Origin of the sequence: Naasia aerilata, from assembly GCF_030296595.1 — a bacterium.
In the GTDB taxonomy this organism is placed as follows: Bacteria; Actinomycetota; Actinomycetes; order Actinomycetales; family Microbacteriaceae; genus Naasia; species Naasia aerilata.
This window is the reverse complement of sequence record NZ_AP027731.1, coordinates 3,007,388-3,026,813: the sequence shown is the minus strand read 5'-3', so window position 1 is coordinate 3,026,813 and position 19,426 is coordinate 3,007,388. Positions and strand designations below refer to the sequence as shown.

Sequence of the window (19,426 nt, the reverse complement as noted above, 5' to 3'; positions counted from 1 at the left end):
CAACTTACGGGCCCGGCCCGGCCTGACACGCCGCGGGAGGAGAAGGAAATGCCGCTCTCGGAGCAAGAACAGCGCCTCCTCGACGAGATGGAGCGCAGCCTCTATCAGAACGATGCGGACTTCGTCGCCAGCGTCGGCGGCCGCCGCGGGCGGATCAACTACACGGCGCTCGTCTCCGGCGTCCTGGTCGCGGTGCTCGGCGTCGCGATCCTCGTCGCCGGGGTGGTGCTCAAACAGCCCATCATCGGTGTCGGCGGGTTCGTCGTGATGTTCGCCGGCGTCCTCCTCGCCGTCGGTTCGCCGCGGCGCCGCCTCACCGCGGTCCCGCGCTCGGGCGGCTCGGGCCCCGGCTCCGCGCGCCGCGTCGGCCGCGGCTCGTTCATGGACCGCATGAACAGCCGCTGGGAGCGCCGCCAGGACGGCATGGGCCGCTAGCTCGCAGCCGTCACCACCTCGAAAAGGCCGGCCTTCGGGCCGGCCTTTTCGTGCGCCGAGCACACCCTTTCGCCGAGCGCGCCCCGTAGCGACGAGCGCGCCCCGTAGACGGCCCGCGTTCGTCGTCACGCACCGCGCTCGGCGCTAGACAGGCCGCGCTCGGCGCTAGGAGGCCAGCTCGGCAGCAGCGGGCGCGCCGCCGCGCGCTCCCGCCTCTCCTTCAGATCGACTTGCCAGAGAATCACGCTTCCAGGGCCCTGAAACGTGATTCTTCGGCAAGTCGGCCCGTTTCCTCCTCGCCGCTCCCGCAACGCGCCCAGGGAAGCCGACCGCCTCCACTCCTCTCCCCGGCCCCACCCGGGCCCCGCCCGAACTCCACTTCGCTCCCACATCCCGCTGCCACCGCCGGGACGTTGCCCTCGCACCGCGCCATTCCGCGGGACGACGCGGTGTGAGCATCCTCACCGCGGTCGACGGAGCGCCCCCGACCCGCTCGGCGGGGCTCCACCCCTCCACTTCCCCTCCACTCCGCTCCCACCCGCGCTATTCCGCGGCAGTCCCGCAAACTGGGGGCCTTCGCGGGCCGGATTAGGGGCTCCCGCGGGGTCGCGCCCATTGTCCGGTGGGGGACAGTGGAGTAAAGTGGAGGGACCAAGCAGGCCAGTGGAGAGAGGGTGGAGATGCTGTGTTCCTCGGCACCTATACGCCCAAGCTCGACGAGAAGGGCCGCATCATCCTCCCGGCCAAGTTCTGGGATGAGCTCGCGGGCGGCGTCGTGCTGACCCGCGGCCAGGACCGCTGCATCTACGTCTTCAGCCAGCGCGAGTTCGAGGACGTCCACGAGAAGATCCGTCAGGCCCCCGTGACGAGCAAGCAGGCGCGCGACTACGTGCGCCTCCTGCTCTCCGGCGCGCACGCGGAGACTCCCGACAAGCAGCACCGGGTCACGATCCCTCAGGGGCTCCGCAGCTATGCGGGCCTCGACCGGGAGCTCGTGGTCATCGGAGCCGGCAGCCGTGCCGAGATCTGGGACGCCGAGGCATGGAACGCCTACGTGTCCGAGAACGAGGACGGCTTCGCCAACACCGCCGAGGAGGTGATCCCCGGAATCTTCTAGGCCGCGACAGCGGCCCACCCTGCCGTGCGACTCCCAGCCGTCCTGCCAGCCTCCCTGACACACTTCCCCGGTGCCAGGTCGGCGAGTACGGATGGGGATCGGACGGCGGGGCGGAACCGGCAAATCATGGACGAGAACGCCATCCACATCCCTGTGCTTCGGGATCGCAGCATCGAGCTGCTCGCTCCCGCAATCTCCAGCGCGAACGCCGTCGTGGTCGACGGCACGCTGGGCATGGGCGGCCACGCCGCCGCCCTCCTCGACACCTTCCCCGACCTCCGACTGATCGGCATCGACCGCGACACCGACGCGCTCGAGATCGCCGGCCGCCGCCTCGCCCCCTTCGGCGAGCGGGCGGTCCTCGTGCACGCTGTGTACGACGAGATCGGTGACATCGTCGCCGAGCACGCCCCGGACGGCGTGCAGGGCATCCTCCTCGACCTCGGCGTCTCCTCGCTGCAGCTGGACCGCGCCGAGCGCGGCTTCGCCTACTCGAAGGACGCCCCGCTCGACATGCGGATGGACTCCACGTCACCGCTGACGGCGGAGCGCGTTCTCGCCGAGTACTCGGAGGGCCAGCTGCGCCGCATCTTCGAGGTCTACGGAGAGGAGAAGCTGGCGGGCCGGTACGCCCGCAAGATCGTGGAGCACCGCGCCCAGGCGCCCCTGCGCCGCTCCAGCGAGCTCGTCGCGGTCCTCACCGAGGCGACGCCCGCCGCCCTCCAGCACGCCGGTCACCCGGCCAAGCGCGTGTTCCAGGCGCTGCGCATCGAGGTGAACGGCGAGCTCGCCGCCCTCGAGCGCGCCCTTCCCGCCGCCCTCGACTCGCTCGCGGTCGGCGGCCGCATCGTCGTCCTCGCCTACCAGTCCCTCGAAGACCGCCTCGTCAAGCGGGAGCTCGCCCGCCGCTCGACCTCGACCGCTCCGGCCGGCCTCCCTGTCGAACTCCCGGAGCACCGCCCCGAATTCCGTCTGCTCGTCCGCGGCGCCGGCCGCGCGACGGCGGAGGAGATCGCCGCGAACCCGCGCGCTACACCCGTACGTCTGCGCGCGGCAGAGCGGCTCCGTCCCGTCCTCTCCGGACGGGACACTGCCACCCGACAAGGAATCTCATGAGCACCGCACTCGCCACCGCTCCACTCCGCCGCCCGACGGCACCGGGCACCACCGCCCGGCCCGCCGCCCCCGTCGCTCCGCCCCGCATCGAGATCGCGCCGGTCCGCGAGCAGCGCAGGGCCCGCCCCCGCGCCGTCTACGCCGGCGTCGTCGTCGGCGGCCTCGGCGCCCTCATGCTGGGCCAGCTCTTCCTCAGCATCGCGCTGTCCGACGGCGCGTACACGATCGACAGCCTCCAGGCCACGCAGAAGGAGCAGGCCCGCCAGGTCCAGCAGCTGACCGAGGACCTCGGGCGCCTGTCCTCGCCGCAGAACCTCGCCGAGAACGCCGAGGCGCTCGGCATGGTGCAGAACGCCAACCCGGTCTGGCTGCGCATGTCGGACGGCGCCGTCATCGGCACCCCGGCTCCCGCGCAGGGCGCCGGCGTCCTGAGCGGCACCGGCTCCCAGGTGGCCAACCACCTCCTCACGGGTCTCCCGCTCGTCACGCAGATCCCGGCGCAGTCCGCGACGAGCGGCCAGCCTGCCGGGACCTCCGCGGCCGCGCAGTTACCGTTGCAGGGCCCGCTGGCGGCGCCGACCACGCGCTAGCCCCGACCGGGGAGGACCTCCCATGACGAGACGCAGCTCCCGTCGCCGCATGGCGGCCAGCGCACTCGCCCTCGTCGCGATCCTCGCCGTGTTCCTCTTCCGCCTCGTCGACATCCAGGTCGTGCACGCCGACGCCCTGGATGCCGAGGCCGAGGACAAGCGCTCCATCCCGCAGACGATCCTCGGCGTGCGCGGCGACATCTTCGACGGGACGGGCGTGCTCCTGGCGCACAGCGTGCTGCGCTACGACATCACCGCCTCGCCGAAGACGGCGGTGAAGTCCGCCGTCACACCCCAGGACGCCGCGGAGCGCATCGGCAAGATCACCGGGCAGAACCCCGCGGACATCGTCGCGATCCTCGCGGACGCGGTGAAGGCCAACCCGGACTCCGACTACGCCTACGTGGCGAAGAAGGTGGACGCCGAGACCTTCGAGCAGATCCGCGCCCTCGACATCCCCTGGATCTACTACGAGGCGCACCCGGCCCGGACCTATCCGAACGGCGCGGTGGCCGGCAACCTCATCGGCTTCGTCGGCTCGCAGAACGAGGCGCAGGCAGGCCTTGAGCTCTCCGAGGACTCCTGCCTGGCCGCGAGCGACGGCAGGGAGGTCTACGACAGCAGCGCCGACGGCGTCCGCATCCCGGGCAGCACCGTCGTCACCCAGCAGGCCGTCGACGGCCGCGACCTCCTGCTGACCATCGACAGCGACCTGCAGTGGTTCACCCAGCAGACGCTCGCGAGCTACGCGCAGAAGTTCGGCGCGGCCTGGGGCACGGTCGTCGTGCAGGAGGTCAAGACGGGCAAGCTCGTCGCCGTGGCCGACTACCCGACCGTCGACCCCAACGACGTGGACGCGACCGCCTCCACCGACGTCTCCTCCCTCGGGTCCCGCGCCTTCACCGCGCCGTTCGAGCCGGGGTCGACGTTCAAGACCTTGACGGCGGCCTCCCTGCTCGACGCGGGACTCGCGACGCCGGACACGCATGTGGTCGCCCCCTACCGCTACGCGCCGTCGGGGGCCGACGTCAACGACAGCGAGTACCACCCGACCTGGAACCTGACCATGACCGGCGTGCTCAAGGAGTCGAGCAACACGGGCATGGCCCAGCTCGGGCTCTTCATGCCGGCCCAGCAGCGGCAGGACTACATGAAGAAGTTCGGGCTGGGTCAGCGCACGGAGGTCGGGTTCGGCGGCGAGGAGACCGGCGACCTGCACGGCGACCCCGCTGACTGGGATGCGCAGACGAACCTCACGACCATGTTCGGTCAGGGCCTCACGACGACCGCGGTGCAGATGGCGAGCGTGTACCAGACCATCGGCAACGGGGGCGTGCGGATGCCGGTGTCCCTCGTGTCCGGCTGCCGGGCGGCCGACGGCACGGTCACCGACACGCCGACGGGAACGGGCACGCGCGTCATCTCCGAGCAGGCGGCCCGCGAGACGGTGGACATGCTGGAGAACGTCGCGACGAAGGGCTGGCTCGCCAGCCAGGTGAGGATTCCCGGCTATCGCGTGGCCACGAAGACCGGAACCGCGCAGCATGTCGACGCCTCCGGCGCCTACTCGAAGAGCTACATCGTGTCGCTCGCCGGTCTTGCGCCGGCCGAGAACCCCCAGTACGTCGTCTCGGTCACCCTGGCCGACCCGGTTAAGATGAACACGTCGGGAGCCGCGGCGCCGATCTTCCGCGAGGTGATGACGCAGGTGCTCAAGCAGTACTCCGTGGTTCCCTCCGGGTCGAGCTCACCGGACCTCGCGACCAACTACTGAGCCGCAGAGCGCACTCTCGCGACGAACAATCAAGCCCCACCAGCTGCGGGGCGCTCCGAACGAAGGGACCCGGATCGTGGCCTCGTCCCTCCGACCCGAGCATCCGGTGCCCCGGTCGCTCGCGCGGCTCGCCGACGACTTCGGGCTCGAGAGGCGGGGGAGCGTCGAGGACGTGGAGGTCAGCGGGGTCTCCTCGACTCGCGCGACATCGACGACGGTGACCTGTACGTCGGCCTGCCCGGCGCGAAGACCCACGGGGCCCGGTTCGCGGCGGATGCGCGCGAGCGCGGGGCCGTCGCGGTGCTCACGGACGCCGCCGGCGCCGACCTCGCAGCCGACTCCGGCCTGCCGGTCCTCGTCACCGCAGACCCCCGCGCCGCCGTCGGCGACGTCGCCGCCTGGGTCTACCGGACGGGGGACCGACCGCCGCTGCTGTTCGCCGTGACCGGCACCAACGGCAAGACGAGCGTCGTCTACCTCCTCGACGCGGTGCTCCGCCAGCTGGGCGTCACGAGCGGGCTGAGCTCGACGGCCGAGCGCAGGATCGGCGACGACGCCGTGGTCAGCTCCTTGACCACCCCCGAGGCCACCGAGCTGCACGCCCTGCTCGCCCGCATGCGGGAGACGAACGTCCGCGCCGCGGCCATCGAGGTCTCGGCTCAGGCCATGACCCAGGGACGCGTCGGCGGCCTCGTCTTCGACGTCGTCGGCTTCACCAACCTCAGCCACGACCACCTCGATGACTACCCGGACATGGGCGCCTACCTGGCCGCCAAGCAGGCCCTGTTCGACCCCGATCGCGCACGCCGCGGCGTCGTGAACGTCGACAGCGAGTGGGGACGGACGGTGGCCGACGAGGCCCGGATCCCCGTGACCACGCTCGCCACGGTTCCAGGGGTGCCCGCCGACTGGACCGTCGCCGTGACGGGCGAGTCCCAGCTCTTCACCGAGTTCACCCTCACGGGGCCCGGCGGGTCGACTCTCGCGACGCGGCTTCCGCTGTTCGGCCGCTTCATGGCCGCCAACGCCGCCCTCGCGATCGTGATGCTCGTCGAGTCGGGCTTCGAGGCGGAGGCGATCGGCCACGTCCTGGACCGCGACGGCGGCATCCAGGTCTACATCCCGGGTCGGACCGAGCGTGTGTCGGGCGAGGGCTCGCCCGCCGTCTACATCGACTACGCCCACACCCCTGACGCGTTCCTCAACGCGCTGGACGCGCTGCGCGGGCTCACGCCGGGGCGCGTGATCATGGTGTTCGGCGCCGACGGGGACCGCGACAAGACCAAGCGGGACGACATGGGCAGCATCGCCGCCCGAGGCTCGGATGTCGTCATCATCACCGACTTCCACCCGCGCACCGAGGACCCGGCCGCCATCCGCGCCACCCTCCTCGACGCGGCCCGGCGGGCGCGGCCCGACGGGGAGCTGTACGAGATCCCCGACCCGCGCCAGGCTCTCCGCCGCGCGATCGCGCTCGCCTCACCGGGCGACTCGATCCTCTATGCGGGTCCGGGACACGAGGACTATCAGGAGATCGCCGGAGTGAAGCACCCCTACTCGGCCCGGGTCGACGCGAGGCTGGCCCTGCAAGAGGCCGGCTGGAGCGTCGCCTCGTGATCGCACTCACGCTCGACGAGATCGCCGCCGCGGTCGCGGGGAGGCCTTCGGAGCCCCCGGCTCCGCCGTCTTCTCCGGCGCCGTCGAGACCGACTCGCGGGAGATCGTCCCTGGCGGCATCTTCGTCGCGAAGCGCGGCGAGGAGACCGACGGTCACCTGTTCGCGCCCTCCGCCCTCGAGCGCGGCGCCGCGCTGCTGATCGTCGAGCACCGCCTCGACCTCCCCGTGCCTCAGGTCGTCGTGTCCGACTCGGTCGACGCGCTGGGCTCCCTGGCCACCGAGGTGGTCCGGCGCGTCCGAGCGCTCGGCCGGCTGCGCATCGTGGCCGTCACCGGCTCGAACGGCAAGACGACGACGAAGAACCTGCTGGGCGCCATCCTCAGCCGCCGCGGCGAGACGGTCGCGGCCAAGGAGTCCTTCAACAACGAGGTCGGAGGCCCGCACACCATGCTGCGGCTGACCGAGACGACGGACTTCCTGGCCGCCGAGATGGGGGCGAGCGGGAAGGGCGAGATCAGCCGGCTCATCCGGATGGCGCACCCCGACGTCGGGATCGTCCTCACCGTGGGCCTCGCGCACGCCGGCGAGTTCGGCGGCATCGAGCGCACGGTCGAGGCCAAATCCGAGATGGTGCGCGACCTGCTGCCCGAGGACGTCGCGATCCTCAACGCCGACGACTTCCGAGTGGCCGGCATGGCGGAGGTCACGCGGGCGCGCGTCGTCCGGTTCGGCCGCTCCGCCGGCGACGTCCGCGCCGAGGACGTCCGCGCCGACGCCAGGGGCACGAGCTTCACCCTCGTCCTGCCGGGGGAGGAGCCGCGCCCCGTCCGCTTCGCCGTCCTCGGCGAGCACCACGTCACCAACGCACTGGCCGCAGCGGCCGCGACGAGCGTGCTCGGCGTCCCCGCGGACGACATCGTCGCGGGCCTCGAGAGCGTGACCCGCGCCGAGCGCTGGCGCATGGAGGTGCTCCCGGGCGAGAACGTGACGGTCATCAACGACGCGTACAACGCGAGCCCCGACTCCATGGCCGCCGCGCTCAAGACGCTCGCGCAGGTCGCGCCCGGCCGCACCGTCGCCGTCCTCGGCGAGATGAGCGAGCTCGGCGACCTGGCCGGCGAGGAGCACGACCGGATCGGCCTGCTCGCCGTCCGGCTCAACATCGGGCAGCTCGTCGTCGTCGGGCCGGGTGCCCGCCGCATCCACCTCGCCGCCGGCCTGCAGGGCTCATGGGACGGGGAGAGCATGTACGTCGAGGACCTCGACGAGGCCGAGGAGGTGCTCGCGGGCATCCTGCGAGCGGGGGACACGGTGCTGGTGAAATCGTCGAACTCGGCGCGGCTCCGGTTCCTCGGCGACCGGCTGGGAGAATTGGTCTCGTGCAGGCGCTTCTGACAGCGGGGGTGATCTCCTCGCCTTCTCGCTGTTCCTGACTCCTCTCTTCATCCGCCTCTTCCGGCGGCTCGAGTGGGGCCAGTTCATCCGCGACGACGGCCCGGTGAGTCACCACTCCAAGCGCGGGACGCCCACGATGGGCGGGCTCGTCGTCATCGCGGCCACGATCGTCGGCTACTTCACCGGGACGCTCACGAGCGGCGAGCACATCCAGATCTCCGCCCTGCTCGTGCTGTTCATGATGGTCGGGCTCGGCGCCGTCGGCTTCCTGGACGACTTCCTCAAGACGCGCAACCAGAGGAGCCTCGGCCTCGGCGGCTGGGCGAAGATCCTCGGCCAGGTGATCGTGGCGGTCGCCTTCGGGCTGCTCGCGCTCCAGTTCCCGAACAACCACGACATCACGCCGGCCTCGACCGCCGTGTCGCTGTTCCGGGACACCCGCTTCGACTTCGTCCTGCTGTTCGGTGCGATCGGCGGGATCATCGTCTACATCCTGTGGGTCGCGTTCCTCACGACGAGCACCTCGAACGGCGTCAACGTCGCGGACGGCCTCGACGGGCTTGCGACCGGCGCGTCGATCCTCGCCATCGGGTCGTACATCATCATCGGCTTCTGGCAGAACAACCAGTACGCGTACGGCCTGGGCCTCGATCCCGATGTCGCCTACAAGGCGTACTACGTGCGGGACCCGCTCGACCTCGCCATCGTGGCGACCGCGCTCGTGGGCGCGCTCGTCGGGTTCCTGTGGTGGAACACCTCTCCGGCGCAGATCTTCCTCGGTGACACCGGATCGCTCTCGATCGGCGGCGCACTCGCGGCGCTCGGCATCCTCAGCCACACCGAGCTGCTGCTCGTCCCGATCGGCGGCCTGTTCGTCATCGTCACCGGCTCGGTGATCCTGCAGCGCGCCTACTTCAAGCTCTCCCACGGCAAACGCATCTTCCTGATGAGTCCGCTGCACCATCACTTCGAGCTGAAGGGATGGGCCGAGGTCACCGTCGTCGTGCGGTTCTGGATCATCTCCGGTCTGCTCGCAGGCGCCGGCGTCGGCGCCTTCTACCTGGAGTGGCTGTCGCGATGACGGAGCGCCTGGACGCGCTGACGAGCTGGCACGCGGACTGGACGGGCCTCCGCGCGGTCGTCCTCGGGCTCGGCGTGACCGGGTTCGCGGCCGCGGACACCCTGATCGAGCTCGGCGTCGAGGTGCTCGTCGTGGCCGACCGCGCCCCGGCGGATCGAGCCGAGCTGCTGCGGGTGATCGGCGGGGCCCTCGCGGAGGGCGGCGATCCGGCCGCTCAGGTCGCGGCCCTGGGGGCATTCGCCCCGGACTTCGTGATCGTCTCGCCCGGATATCACCCGGACCACCCCGTGCTAGCCGCGGCCGCCGCGGCCGAGATCCCGATCTGGGGAGACATCGACCTCGCCTGGCGCCTGCGGGACAAGACCGGGACGCCCGCCGAATGGATCACGGTCACCGGCACGAACGGCAAGACGACGACCGTCCGGCTGGTGACCGCGATGGTGGCGGCGACCGGACGCAGCGTCATGGCCTGCGGCAATATCGGCGCCCCGGTGCTCGACGCGATCCGCGACCCCACCGGCTTCGACGTGCTCGTCGTCGAGCTCTCGAGCTACCAGCTGCACTGGATGGAGCTCGTGTCTCCGTACTCGAGCGCGTGCCTCAACATCGCCGACGACCACCTCGACTGGCACGGCTCCGCGGAGGCCTACCGTGCCGCGAAGGGCCGCGTCTTCGAGCGCACCCGCGTGGCGTGCGTCTTCAACCTGGACGACCCGGTGACGGAGGAGCTCGTCCGGGACGCCGAGGTCGTGGAGGGCGCCCGTGCCATCGGGTTCACGCTCGGCGTGCCGCGCATGAGCGAGGTGGGGCTCGTCGACGGCATCCTCTGCGATCGCGCCTTCCTCGAGGAGCGGCGGGACAGCGCCCTCGAGCTCACGACGGTCGACGAGCTGCACGCCGCCGGCCTCTCCGCCCCGCACATCGTCGCGAACGTGCTCGCCGCGAGCGCCCTCGCCCGCTCTCTGGACGTGCCACCGCCCACCATCCGCGACGCGCTGCGCTCCTTCCGGCTCGACCCGCACCGCATCGAGCTCGTCGCCGAGCAGGACGGGGTCCGCTGGATCGACGACTCGAAGGCGACCAACCCGCACGCCGCGGATGCCTCGCTCGGCGCCTTCGAGCCGGTGGTCTGGATCGTCGGCGGACTGCTCAAGGGAGTCGACATCGGCGAGCTCGTCGCCAAGCGCGCGGGGCGTCTCCGTGCGGCCATCGTGATCGGCGCCGACCGCGGCCCCGTCCTCGAGGCGTTCGCGCGACACGCGCCGGGGGTCCCGGTGCACCCCGTCGACGAGCGTGACACTGAACAGGTCATGCCGGTCGCGGCCCGCCTCGCGCGGGACGCGGCACAGCCTGGCGATGTGGTCCTGCTGGCGCCCGCCGCGGCGTCGATGGACCAGTTCGACGATTACGCCCACCGCGGCCGCGCGTTCGCGACGGCCGTCCGAGACGTGCTGGGAGGCGCCGCGGATGACCCGGACACCTCTCGCACCGCCAGCTGAGGCCCTGCGATCGGCGGCCGTCCCCCGGCCGCGCACGGCGGGCATGGCCGCCCGCATCTCCCTCGGGCGGTCGCTGACCGCCGAGTCCAGCAGCTTCTTCCTGCTCCTCGGCACCACGCTGTTCCTCGTCGCCTTCGGCCTCGTGATGGTGCTGTCCTCCTCGAGCGTCGAGTCGTTCGTCGACCAGCGCAACTCCTTCTCCGCGTTCCTCACGCAGGGCGGCGCCGCGGTGATCGGGGTGCCGCTCATGCTGATCCTGTCCCGCCTGCCGCCCCGCGCGTGGAAGGTGCTCGCCCTGCCCGCCCTCGCGGTGGCGACGATCCTCCAGCTGCTCGTCTTCACGCCCCTCGGCTACGGCTACGGCGGCAACCGGAACTGGCTCGACATCGGCTTCATGAGCATCCAGCCGTCCGAGGTGTCCAAGGTCGCCCTCGTGCTGTGGCTCGGCCAGGTGCTGTCCGCCCGGCACCACCAGCTCGCCGACGGGAGGCGCCTGATCGCCCTCGTCGTCCCGGTGGCCGGCGTCCTCATCGGCCTGGTGCTGATCGGGCGGGATCTCGGCACCGCGCTGATCATGGCGGCCATCGTCTTCGGGGGCTCTTCTTCGCGGGCGTCCGCATCCGGTTCCTGGCGGTCGGCGCCGTCGCGGCCGGCCTGCTGGCGTTCGTGTTCTCGCGCTTCAGCACCTCGCGCGTCGATCGCATCAACGCCTGGCTGTCTGGATGCCAGACCGACTACCTCGACACCTGCTGGCAGGTGAAGCACGGCACCTGGGCTCTGGCGGCCGGCGGGGTCTTCGGCGTCGGGCTCGGCAACTCGAAGGCGAAGTGGTCGTGGCTGCCCGAGGCGGACAACGACTTCATCTTCGCGGTGATCGGCGAGGAGCTGGGGCTCATCGGCGCGGTGGTGGTCCTGTTCCTCTTCGTCGTGCTGGCGGTCGGCTTCCTCCGCGTCGTGCAGGCGAGCCCGGACATGTTCTCCCGCATCGTGACGAGCGCCATCATGGTGTGGGTGCTCTCTCAAGCCCTCGTCAACATCGCCGTCATCCTCGGGGTGCTCCCCGTGCTCGGCGTCCCCTTGCCGCTGATCTCCTCGGGCGGCTCGTCGCTGATCATGACGCTCGCGGCGCTCGGGATCGTGCTGTCCATCGCTCGCGCGGCGCACGTGGCCGAGCCGGAGCCGGCCCTGGTCGCTCCCGGGCGCGTGCGATGACGACGTGGCTGCTCGCCGGCGGCGGCACCGCCGGCCACGTGAACCCGCTGCTCGCGGTCGCGGATGCGCTCCGCCGCCGGCGCCCCGAGGACGAGGTGCTCGTGCTCGGCACCGCGGAGGGCCTGGAGGCGCGCCTGGTGCCCGCCCGGGGGTACGAGCTGCTGACCATCCCACGGCTTCCGTTCCCGCGCCGGCCGAACCGGTCGGCGCTGGCCTTCGGCCCCGCATTCGCTCGAACCGTCCGAGGGCTCGCCGACAGGCTCCGCGAGCGCGGGGTGGGGGAGTCGTGGGCTTCGGCGGGTACGCCGCAGCGCCCGCCTACCTGGCGGCCCGCCGCGCGCGCATCCCTCTGGCCCTGCACGAGGCGAACGCGAAGCCGGGCATGGCGAACCGGCTCGGCGCCCGGCTCACCGAGACGGTCGGCGTCGCCTTCCCGGGCACCCCGCTGCCGCACGCGACCGTCGTCGGCATGCCGCTGCGCTCCGAGATCGAGAACCTCGACCGGGTCGCGGCCCGCCCGGAGGCCCTTGCGGCTTTCGACCTGGACCCCACCCGGCCCGTCCTCCTGGTCACGGGCGGGTCGCTCGGCGCCCGCCGGCTCAACGCGACCGTGCTTGCCTCCGCCCCCGCGATCCTCGATGCCGGCTGGTCGCTGCTGCACATCGTCGGCGGGCGCGCCGAGGTCGAAGATCCCGGCCTCCCCGGCTACAGGATGCTCGAGTACTGCGACCGGATGGACCTCGCGCTCTCGGCCGCCGACTTCGCCGTCTCGCGCGCCGGCGCCGCCACGGTCAGCGAACTGGCGGCTCTCGGCATCCCCGCGGTCTACGTGCCGTACCCCGTGGGCAACGGGGAGCAGCGCTTCAACGCCCGCGAGCTGGTCGAGGCCGGGGGCGGGGTGCTCGTCGACGACGCGCGCTTCCTGCCCGCCTTCGTCGACTCCGAGCTGCTGCCCCTGCTGCGGGATCCCGCCCGCCGTGACGCCATGGCGACCGCCGCCGCACGCACCGGGGTGCGCAACGGCGCCGACCGCATGGTGGACCTGCTCCTCGCCGCGCGGGAGCCGCTCCCGGGCTGATCCAGCCCGTCTCGTACCCTGGAACCGTGCCACTCAAGCCTGACCTCACGCTCCGGATCCCCGACGAGCTCGGCGCAGTGCACTTCGTGGGCATCGGCGGCTCAGGCATGAGCGGCATCGCGCACCTGTTCCTCAAGGCCGGCATCCGGGTCTCCGGATCGGACCGCGACGAGAGTCCGTACCTCGCGGGCCTGCGCGAGGCGGGCGCCCGGGTCACCGTCGGGCACGCGGCGGAGAACGTCGGCGATGCCGACACGCTCGTGGTGACGAGCGCGCTCTGGGAGGACAACCCGGAGTACCGGTACGCGCTGGCCCACGGCATCCCGGTGCTGCACCGGTCGCAGGCTCTCGCCTGGCTGACCCGGGGCAAGCGCGTGGTCTCGGTGGCGGGGGCGCACGGCAAGACCACATCCGGCGGCATGATCGTCACCGCCCTGCTCGAGCTCGGCGCTGATCCCTCCTACGTGAACGGGGGAGTGATCTCCTCGCTCGGGCGCAGCTCGGCCGCCGGCTCGGGAGAGCTGTTCGTGCTCGAGGCGGACGAGTCCGACGGGTCCTTCCTGCTCTACGACACCTCGGTCGCCCTCATCACCAACGTGGACGCCGACCACCTCGACCACTACGGCAGTGTCGGTGCGTTCGACGAGGCCTTCGTCGCGTTCGCCGAGCGGGCGCGCGAGTTCGTCGCGCTCTCCTCGGACGACGCGGGTGCCCAGCGGATCGCGGCGCAGCTGCCCGGCACCCGGACCATCAGCTTCGGCGTGGCCGAGTCGGCGGACGTGCGCCTCATCGACCTGGACACCGACGGACCGGTCGCCGGTGCCTTCTCCTGGAAGGGCGATAACCACCCCTTCCGGCTCCAGGTCCTCGGCAGGCACAACGCCCTCAACGCCGCCGGCGCGTTCGCCGTGCTCGTCGGCCTCGGCTTCGAGCCCGCCGCGGTCGCCGCAGCCCTCGAGCGCTTCGACGGGACGAAGCGCCGTTTCGAGCTCAAGGGCACGGTGCAGGGCGTCCGCGTGTACGACGACTATGCCCACCACCCGTCGGAGGTCGCCGCGGCCCTCGCCGCCGCGCGCACGGCGGCGGGGGAGGGGCGGGTCATCGCCATCCACCAGCCGCACCTGTTCAGCCGCACGAAGCTCATGGCTCCCCAGTTCGCCCAGACCTACGAGGAGCTCGCCGACTACACGGTGGTGCTCGACGTGGACGGGGCGCGGGAGGACCCGGTCCCAGGGGTCACGGGTGCCCTCGTCTCCCAGGAGTTCGCCGACCAGAGCCGGGTCGCGTACCTGCCGGACTGGCAGGAGGCCGCGGACCGCGTCGCTGCGATCGCGAGGCCCGGGGACATCGTCATGACGCTCAGCTGCGGGTCCGTCTATCGGATCATCCCGCAGGTCCTCGACTCCCTTGCGACCGGGGCGAGCGCCGGGTGAAGCGGCCGTCCGGGTACGACGCTCCGCCCGCCCCGCCGCGGGCGCAGCAGCCTGGCCGCGCCCCGCGGACCCAGCCCGTCCAGACGCCGCCGGCACAGACGCCGACGGCCCAGACGCCGAGAGCACAGACGCCGCCTGCTCAGACGCCCCCGGCACAGACTCCGCCGGCGCGCGGGTCCCGTCCTGCGCCGTCCGCGCCTCGCGAGCCGGCGGTGGGCAGCCCGCGGGCGGCCGCGCGGCTCGTGCGCAAGGCGACGCGGGCCCGGAAGAGGGCGGAGCGCGCAGAGGTCCGGAGGTTCACCCGACAGCTGCGCCGGCGCAGGCTCGCCTGGCTCATCTCGGGCGCGGTGCTCGTGGCCCTCGCCTCCGTGGTCGCCCTGGGCGCCTTCTCGCCGCTCTTCGCACTCCGGGACATCGAGGTGCAGGGCGCCAGCCGGGTGCCACCGGCGGCCATCGTCGACGCGCTGTCGGGCGAGCTCGGCCGCCCGCTGCCCCTCGTCGACGCCGGTGCCGTCCGGTCGGCGCTGTCGAAGTTCCCGCTCATCGAGACCTACACGACCGAGAGTCGCCCGCCGGGAACGCTGGTCGTGCGGATCGTCGAGCGGACGCCCGTCGCCGTCGTCGCCGCCGGCGCGGCGTTCGACCTCGTCGACTCGGCCGGCGTCGTCCTGGACACCACCCCGACGCGCCCCGCCGGGTTCCCGATCATCGACCTCCAGGGCGCCGGTCGGACCGACGTCCCCTTCACGGCGGCCGCCGCCGTGCTCGTGGCGCTGCCGGCCGACCTGCGCGCTCAGGTGGACAGCATCACCGCCCGCACGACGGACGACGTCTCGCTCGTGCTCACCGGCGGCCAGCGGGTGGTGTGGGGGAGTGCCGCGGACTCCGTGCGGAAGGCGCAGCACCTCGCCGCCCTGCTGCGGCAGGCCCCGACGAACGTGTCGGAGTACGACGTCTCCTCCCCGGGCGTCGGCATCCTCCGCTGACCCCTCGGGCGACGTGAGGTGGCACTTCCGGCTGCCATCTCGCGCCGGAAAGGACAGCTGATGCCACTCCGCGGTGCCGACGCGCGCTCCCGTTTCCCGACAGGTTTCCGTGGAGGCGGCGACACGCGGCCCCGCCTCCGTGTCCCCCGCGGGGAGGCGCGTACCGTCTGACTCGAGGAAATGCATACCCAGCATGACATTAACCCTCAACCCCATGTTCAGACTTACCCGTCGGAGGCCGAAGTGACCAACAACCAGAACTACCTGGCCGTGATCAAGGTCGTCGGCGTCGGCGGCGGCGGCGTGAACGCCGTGAACCGGATGATCGAGCTCGGCCTTCGCGGCGTCGAGTTCGTCGCCATCAACACCGACGCCCAGGCGCTGCTCCTCAGCGACGCCGATGTGAAGCTCGACGTCGGACGGGAGCTGACCCGCGGTCTCGGCGCCGGCGCCGATCCCGAGGTCGGCCGCCGCGCCGCCGAGGACCACGCCGAGGAGATCGAGGAAGCCCTCGCGGGGGCCGACATGGTCTTCGTCACGGCAGGCGAGGGCGGCGGCACGGGCACCGGCGGCGCACCCGTCGTCGCGCGCATCGCCAAGTCGATCGGCGCCCTCACCATCGGTGTCGTCACCAAGCCGTTCAGCTTCGAGGGCAAGCGCCGCCAGTCGCAGGCCGAGCGCGGCGTGGACGCGCTCAAGAACGAGGTCGACACCCTCATCGTCGTCCCGAACGACCGCCTCCTCGAGATCAGCGACCGCGGCATCAGCATCATGGAGGCCTTCCAGACGGCCGATCAGGTGCTCCTCGCCGGTGTGCAGGGCATCACCGACCTGATCACCACCCCCGGCCTGATCAACCTCGACTTCGCCGACGTGAAGAGCGTCATGCAGGGCGCCGGCTCGGCCCTCATGGGCATCGGCTCGGCGCGCGGCGCCGACCGGGCGATCAAGGCCGCCGAGCTCGCGGTCGCGTCCCCCTGCTCGAGGCGTCGATCGACGGAGCGCACGGCGTGCTGCTCAGCATCCAGGGCGGGTCGAACCTCGGCATCTTCGAGATCAACGACGCCGCCAAGCTCGTCCAGGAGGCGGTGCACCCGGAGGCGAACATCATCTTCGGCGCCGTCATCGACGACACGCTCGGCGACGAGGTCCGCGTCACCGTCATCGCGGCCGGCTTCGACGGCGGTGAGCCGCACGTCGCCCGCGACGGGCGTCGCGCCGGCCTCGTGGAGGCGCTCGTCCCCGCCGCCGTGTCCGCCGGGATCCCCGCGGGCATTCCCGCCGGAATGCCGCTCTCCTCCTCCGAGGGCGCAACAGGATCCCAGGAGTGGGCGGCGGTGGCCGAGGTGACCACCCTCACCCAGACCACCGACCTCGACCACGGCTACGACGAGGACGACGACGACCTGGACATCCCCGATTTCCTCAAGGGCTGAGCCGCAGCTCTCGGAGCGGCTCTCGGCGATCCGGACCCGGGTCGCCGAGGCCGCTGCGCGGAGTGCGCGCTCTCCGGAGGAGATCACCACGATCGTGGTGACGAAGTTCCACCCGGTCTCGCTCGTCGAGGAGCTCCGCGCGCTCGGCGTGCAGGACTTCGGCGAGAACCGTCACCAGGAGGCCCGGGACAAGGCCGCCCAGGTGCCGGACGTCCGCTGGCACTTCGTCGGCCAGCTGCAGGGCAAGAAGGCCCGCCAGGTGCGGGCCTACGCCTCGGTGATCCACTCGGTCGACCGGGTGCCGCTCGTCGCCGCGCTCGAGGGCCACAGTGAGGCGTCGGCCGACCTTCGTGCGCGGCCCGTCGACGTGTTCCTCCAGGTCAACCTGACCGACGACCCCGGACGCGGGGAGCGGCCCCGGCCGACATCCCCGCGCTGACCGAGGCGATCGCGGCCGCCCCCGGGCTCCGCTTGCTCGGCGTCATGGCCGTCGCGCCCCTCGGCGAGGAGCCTGCTGCCGCCTTCGCCAGGCTGCGCGGGCATTCCGAGGAGGTCCGCGCGATCGTGCCCGAGGCGACCGCGATGTCGGCCGGGATGTCCGAGGATTTCGAGGCCGCGATCGCCGAGGGCGCGACACACCTCCGCATCGGCACGGCAATCACGGGTCCGAGGCCCTTCCGCCCTTAGCCTCTGAGGGAGCCACCCCGGAGGTCACCATGTCCAACCCCATCCGCAACGCGATGGTCTACCTCGGCCTCGCCGACGAGTCCGAGGAGTACGAGGCGGCGGAGTCACCGGCCGCCCCCGTCCAGCACGCGTCGCCGGCCGCCCCGGCCGCCGCGCGCGCCACCGTCACCGCCCTGCCCCGACGCTCCGCCGTTCGCGAGCGCGCGGCTGCGCCGAGCGAGATGAACGAGATCCTCACGGTCCACCCCCGCCAGTACAAGGACGCCCAGGCGATCGCCGAGAGCTTCCGCGAGGGCGTGCCCGTGATCATCAACCTGTCGCAGATGTCCGAGGCCGACGCCCGCCGGCTGATCGACTTCGCGAGCGGCCTGTCGCAGGGCCTGTACGGCAAGATCGAGCGTGTCACCAACAAGGTGTTCCTGCTCTCGCCCGCCCACGTCGCCGTGTCAGGGGAGACCACCACGGCCGACGAGACGGACGCCTCGTACACCCCTTGATCGCCCGAGCGTCCGGCGCGTCCGAGCCCGCCCGCGATAATCAGTAGGTGAGCTTCACCTTCAGCCCGCTGGCGATCGTCGGACTGGTCCTCTATTTCGCGCTCCTGCTCTACTTCTTCGTGATGTGGGCGCGCTTCGTCCTGGACCTCGTGCAGTCCGTCTCACGCGGCTGGCGACCCCGCGGCGCCGTGCTCGTCGTGGCCGAGGTGAGCTACACGGTGACCGATCCGCCGATCAAGTTCTTCCGCCGCCTCATCCCGCCGCTGCGGATCGGGCCGGTGTCGCTCGACTTCGGCTGGAGCATCACGATGCTCCTCGTGCTGCTCGGAATGTACGTGGCGTCGAGCCTGTCGCGCTTCGCCTGATCAGGCGGCGCCGACGGCGGATTCTGCTCGCCGCGAAGTGCCCCAGCGCGGCCCGTCGCGCTGTCTGTCGACCCGGCCGCTGGGTGCCGTGAGGTCCCGAACCCCTGGAGCGTCGAGACGCTCCCCGGCTTCGCCGCGAAGTGCCCCAGCGCGGCCTGTCGCGCTGTGTGTCGCCCCCGCCGCTGGGAGCCGTGAGGTCTCGAACGCCTGGAGCGTCGAGACGCTCCCCGCTTCGCCGCGAAGTGCCCCAGCGGCTTCCCCGCGAAGTGCCCCAGCGCGGCCTGTCGCGCTGTGTGTCGACCCGGCCGCTGGGTATCGTGGGGGTCTCAAACGTGTGCCCCGTTCGGGGCTGATCTCCTCGATCGGCGCTAGCGTGGTCACCGTTCCCCGACCGACCAAGAGTTTCCCGAAGGTGGCAGCAATGGCCCTCACCCCCGAAGACGTCGTCAACAAAAGGTTCCAGCCCACCAAGTTCCGGGAGGGCTACGACCAGGACGAGGTTGACGACTTCCTCGATGAGGTGGTGGTCGAGCTTCGCCGTCTCGGCCAGGAGAACGAGGACCTCCGCCAGCGTCTGATCGCGAGCGAGTCCCGCATCGCCGAGCTGCAGCGCAGCGGCGGCGGCATGTCGGCCCCTGCTCCCGCAGCGGTGGCGGCTCCGGAGCCGGTGCAGGCGCCCCAGCAGCAGGGGCTGTCCTACCCGTCCGCGGCGAGCGTCGACGCCAGCGCGATCGACCCCTCCAATACGAACAACCTCCTCCAGCTCGCGCGTCGCCTGCACGAGGAGCACGTCCGCGAGGGCATCGAGAAGCGGGACGCGCTCATCGCCGAGGGGCACGCCACCGCGGCGCGCGTCGTGGCGGAGGCGGAGGCCAAGCAGCGCTCCCAGATCTCCTCGCTGGACCAGGAGCGCGCCCTCCTCGAGCACCGCATCGACGAGCTGCGCACCTTCGAGCGGGAGTACCGCCAGAAGCTCAAGAGCTGGATCGAGAACCAGCTCCACGACCTCGACTCGTCGAACATCGTGAACAACACGGGGAACTACGGCAACCTCAATGCCAGCCAGCCGCAGGCGTTCCAGGCCTTTGGCGGCGTCTGATCTGAACG

The 19,426-nt window shown here is 71.8% G+C and carries 14 protein-coding genes and 5 pseudogenes; all 19 read left to right on the top strand.

Translation table 11 applies throughout. The features are described 5' to 3' along the window. Positions 1–48 precede the first annotated feature (48 nt). The gene (locus tag QUE51_RS15710) at positions 49–435 is read left to right on the top strand and encodes an SCO2097 family morphological protein (RefSeq protein ID WP_286277281.1); all 387 of its coding nucleotides are present in this window, start codon (positions 49–51) and stop codon (positions 433–435) included. Between the two features lie 685 nt (positions 436–1,120). Continuing rightward, entirely contained in the window at positions 1,121–1,552 is a 432-nt protein-coding gene (gene mraZ / locus QUE51_RS15705; protein ID WP_286277280.1) for a division/cell wall cluster transcriptional repressor MraZ, read from the top strand. A 126-nt stretch (positions 1,553–1,678) separates the two neighbouring features. After that, positions 1,679–2,668 carry a 16S rRNA (cytosine(1402)-N(4))-methyltransferase RsmH gene (gene rsmH, locus QUE51_RS15700; RefSeq protein ID WP_286277279.1) on the top strand — a complete coding sequence of 330 codons (990 nt, stop codon included), beginning with the start codon at positions 1,679–1,681 and terminating at the stop codon, positions 2,666–2,668. After that, positions 2,665–3,258, top strand: a complete 594-nt coding sequence (gene ftsL, locus QUE51_RS15695; RefSeq protein ID WP_286277278.1) for a cell division protein FtsL — start codon at positions 2,665–2,667, stop codon at positions 3,256–3,258. Before rsmH ends, ftsL begins: the two co-directional genes overlap by 4 nt. A gap of 22 nt (positions 3,259–3,280) precedes the next feature. Further along, positions 3,281–5,032 (top strand): peptidoglycan D,D-transpeptidase FtsI family protein, encoded by a 1,752-nt coding sequence (locus QUE51_RS15690; RefSeq protein ID WP_286277277.1) that lies wholly within the window; start codon positions 3,281–3,283, stop codon positions 5,030–5,032. Between the two features lie 73 nt (positions 5,033–5,105). Further along, positions 5,106–6,649: pseudogene (locus QUE51_RS15685) on the top strand (Mur ligase family protein). Further along, positions 6,646–8,045 (top strand): annotated as a pseudogene (locus QUE51_RS15680) (UDP-N-acetylmuramoyl-tripeptide--D-alanyl-D-alanine ligase). The pseudogenes QUE51_RS15685 and QUE51_RS15680 overlap by 4 nt, the downstream one beginning before the upstream one ends. A gap of 28 nt (positions 8,046–8,073) precedes the next feature. Continuing rightward, the gene (gene mraY / locus QUE51_RS15675) at positions 8,074–9,126 is read left to right on the top strand and encodes a phospho-N-acetylmuramoyl-pentapeptide-transferase (RefSeq protein ID WP_286279434.1); all 1,053 of its coding nucleotides are present in this window, start codon (positions 8,074–8,076) and stop codon (positions 9,124–9,126) included. Further along, complete coding sequence (gene murD, locus QUE51_RS15670; protein ID WP_286277276.1) at positions 9,123–10,625, top strand: UDP-N-acetylmuramoyl-L-alanine--D-glutamate ligase; 1,503 nt, start codon at positions 9,123–9,125, stop codon at positions 10,623–10,625. Before mraY ends, murD begins: the two co-directional genes overlap by 4 nt. Further along, complete coding sequence (locus tag QUE51_RS15665) at positions 10,594–11,385, top strand: FtsW/RodA/SpoVE family cell cycle protein (protein ID WP_286277275.1); 792 nt, start codon at positions 10,594–10,596, stop codon at positions 11,383–11,385. The genes murD and QUE51_RS15665 overlap by 32 nt, the downstream gene beginning before the upstream one ends. Next, positions 11,280–11,837 (top strand): FtsW/RodA/SpoVE family cell cycle protein, encoded by a 558-nt coding sequence (locus tag QUE51_RS15660; protein WP_286279431.1) that lies wholly within the window; start codon positions 11,280–11,282, stop codon positions 11,835–11,837. The genes QUE51_RS15665 and QUE51_RS15660 overlap by 106 nt, the downstream gene beginning before the upstream one ends. Next, a pseudogene (locus tag QUE51_RS15655) lies at positions 11,834–12,915 on the top strand (UDP-N-acetylglucosamine--N-acetylmuramyl-(pentapeptide) pyrophosphoryl-undecaprenol N-acetylglucosamine transferase). The gene QUE51_RS15660 and the pseudogene QUE51_RS15655 overlap by 4 nt, the downstream one beginning before the upstream one ends. A 26-nt stretch (positions 12,916–12,941) precedes the next feature. Next, positions 12,942–14,348: a UDP-N-acetylmuramate--L-alanine ligase gene (murC, locus tag QUE51_RS15650; RefSeq protein WP_286277274.1), complete on the top strand. Its 1,407-nt coding sequence runs from the start codon at positions 12,942–12,944 to the stop codon at positions 14,346–14,348. A gap of 212 nt (positions 14,349–14,560) precedes the next feature. Then, positions 14,561–15,334, top strand: coding sequence for a cell division protein FtsQ/DivIB (locus tag QUE51_RS15645; RefSeq protein WP_286277273.1), 774 nt, complete (start codon positions 14,561–14,563; stop codon positions 15,332–15,334). A 243-nt stretch (positions 15,335–15,577) separates the two neighbouring features. Next, a pseudogene (gene ftsZ, locus QUE51_RS15640) lies at positions 15,578–16,534 on the top strand (cell division protein FtsZ); the annotation flags it as partial. 264 nt (positions 16,535–16,798) lie between these two features. After that, positions 16,799–17,457 (top strand): annotated as a pseudogene (locus QUE51_RS15635) (YggS family pyridoxal phosphate-dependent enzyme). A 29-nt stretch (positions 17,458–17,486) separates the two neighbouring features. Continuing rightward, positions 17,487–17,954, top strand: coding sequence for a cell division protein SepF (locus QUE51_RS15630; protein ID WP_286277272.1), 468 nt, complete (start codon positions 17,487–17,489; stop codon positions 17,952–17,954). 47 nt (positions 17,955–18,001) lie between these two features. Next, complete coding sequence (locus tag QUE51_RS15625) at positions 18,002–18,319, top strand: YggT family protein (RefSeq protein WP_286277271.1); 318 nt, start codon at positions 18,002–18,004, stop codon at positions 18,317–18,319. 421 nt (positions 18,320–18,740) lie between these two features. After that, positions 18,741–19,418, top strand: a complete 678-nt coding sequence (locus QUE51_RS15620; protein ID WP_286277270.1) for a DivIVA domain-containing protein — start codon at positions 18,741–18,743, stop codon at positions 19,416–19,418. Positions 19,419–19,426: the final 8 nt, after the last annotated feature.

Excerpts from the sequence above, each read along its gene's own strand:
- ftsL (WP_286277278.1), top strand. The coding sequence starts at position 2,665 with ATGAGCACCGCACTCGCCACCGCTCCACTCCGCCGCCCGACGGCACCG.
- QUE51_RS15630 (WP_286277272.1), top strand. The coding sequence starts at position 17,487 with ATGTCCAACCCCATCCGCAACGCGATGGTCTACCTCGGCCTCGCCGAC.
- QUE51_RS15710 (WP_286277281.1), top strand. The coding sequence starts at position 49 with ATGCCGCTCTCGGAGCAAGAACAGCGCCTCCTCGACGAGATGGAGCGC.
- QUE51_RS15690 (WP_286277277.1), top strand. The coding sequence starts at position 3,281 with ATGACGAGACGCAGCTCCCGTCGCCGCATGGCGGCCAGCGCACTCGCC.
- murD (WP_286277276.1), top strand. The coding sequence starts at position 9,123 with ATGACGGAGCGCCTGGACGCGCTGACGAGCTGGCACGCGGACTGGACG.
- QUE51_RS15665 (WP_286277275.1), top strand. The coding sequence starts at position 10,594 with ATGACCCGGACACCTCTCGCACCGCCAGCTGAGGCCCTGCGATCGGCG.
- QUE51_RS15620 (WP_286277270.1), top strand. The coding sequence starts at position 18,741 with ATGGCCCTCACCCCCGAAGACGTCGTCAACAAAAGGTTCCAGCCCACC.
- rsmH (WP_286277279.1), top strand. The coding sequence starts at position 1,679 with ATGGACGAGAACGCCATCCACATCCCTGTGCTTCGGGATCGCAGCATC.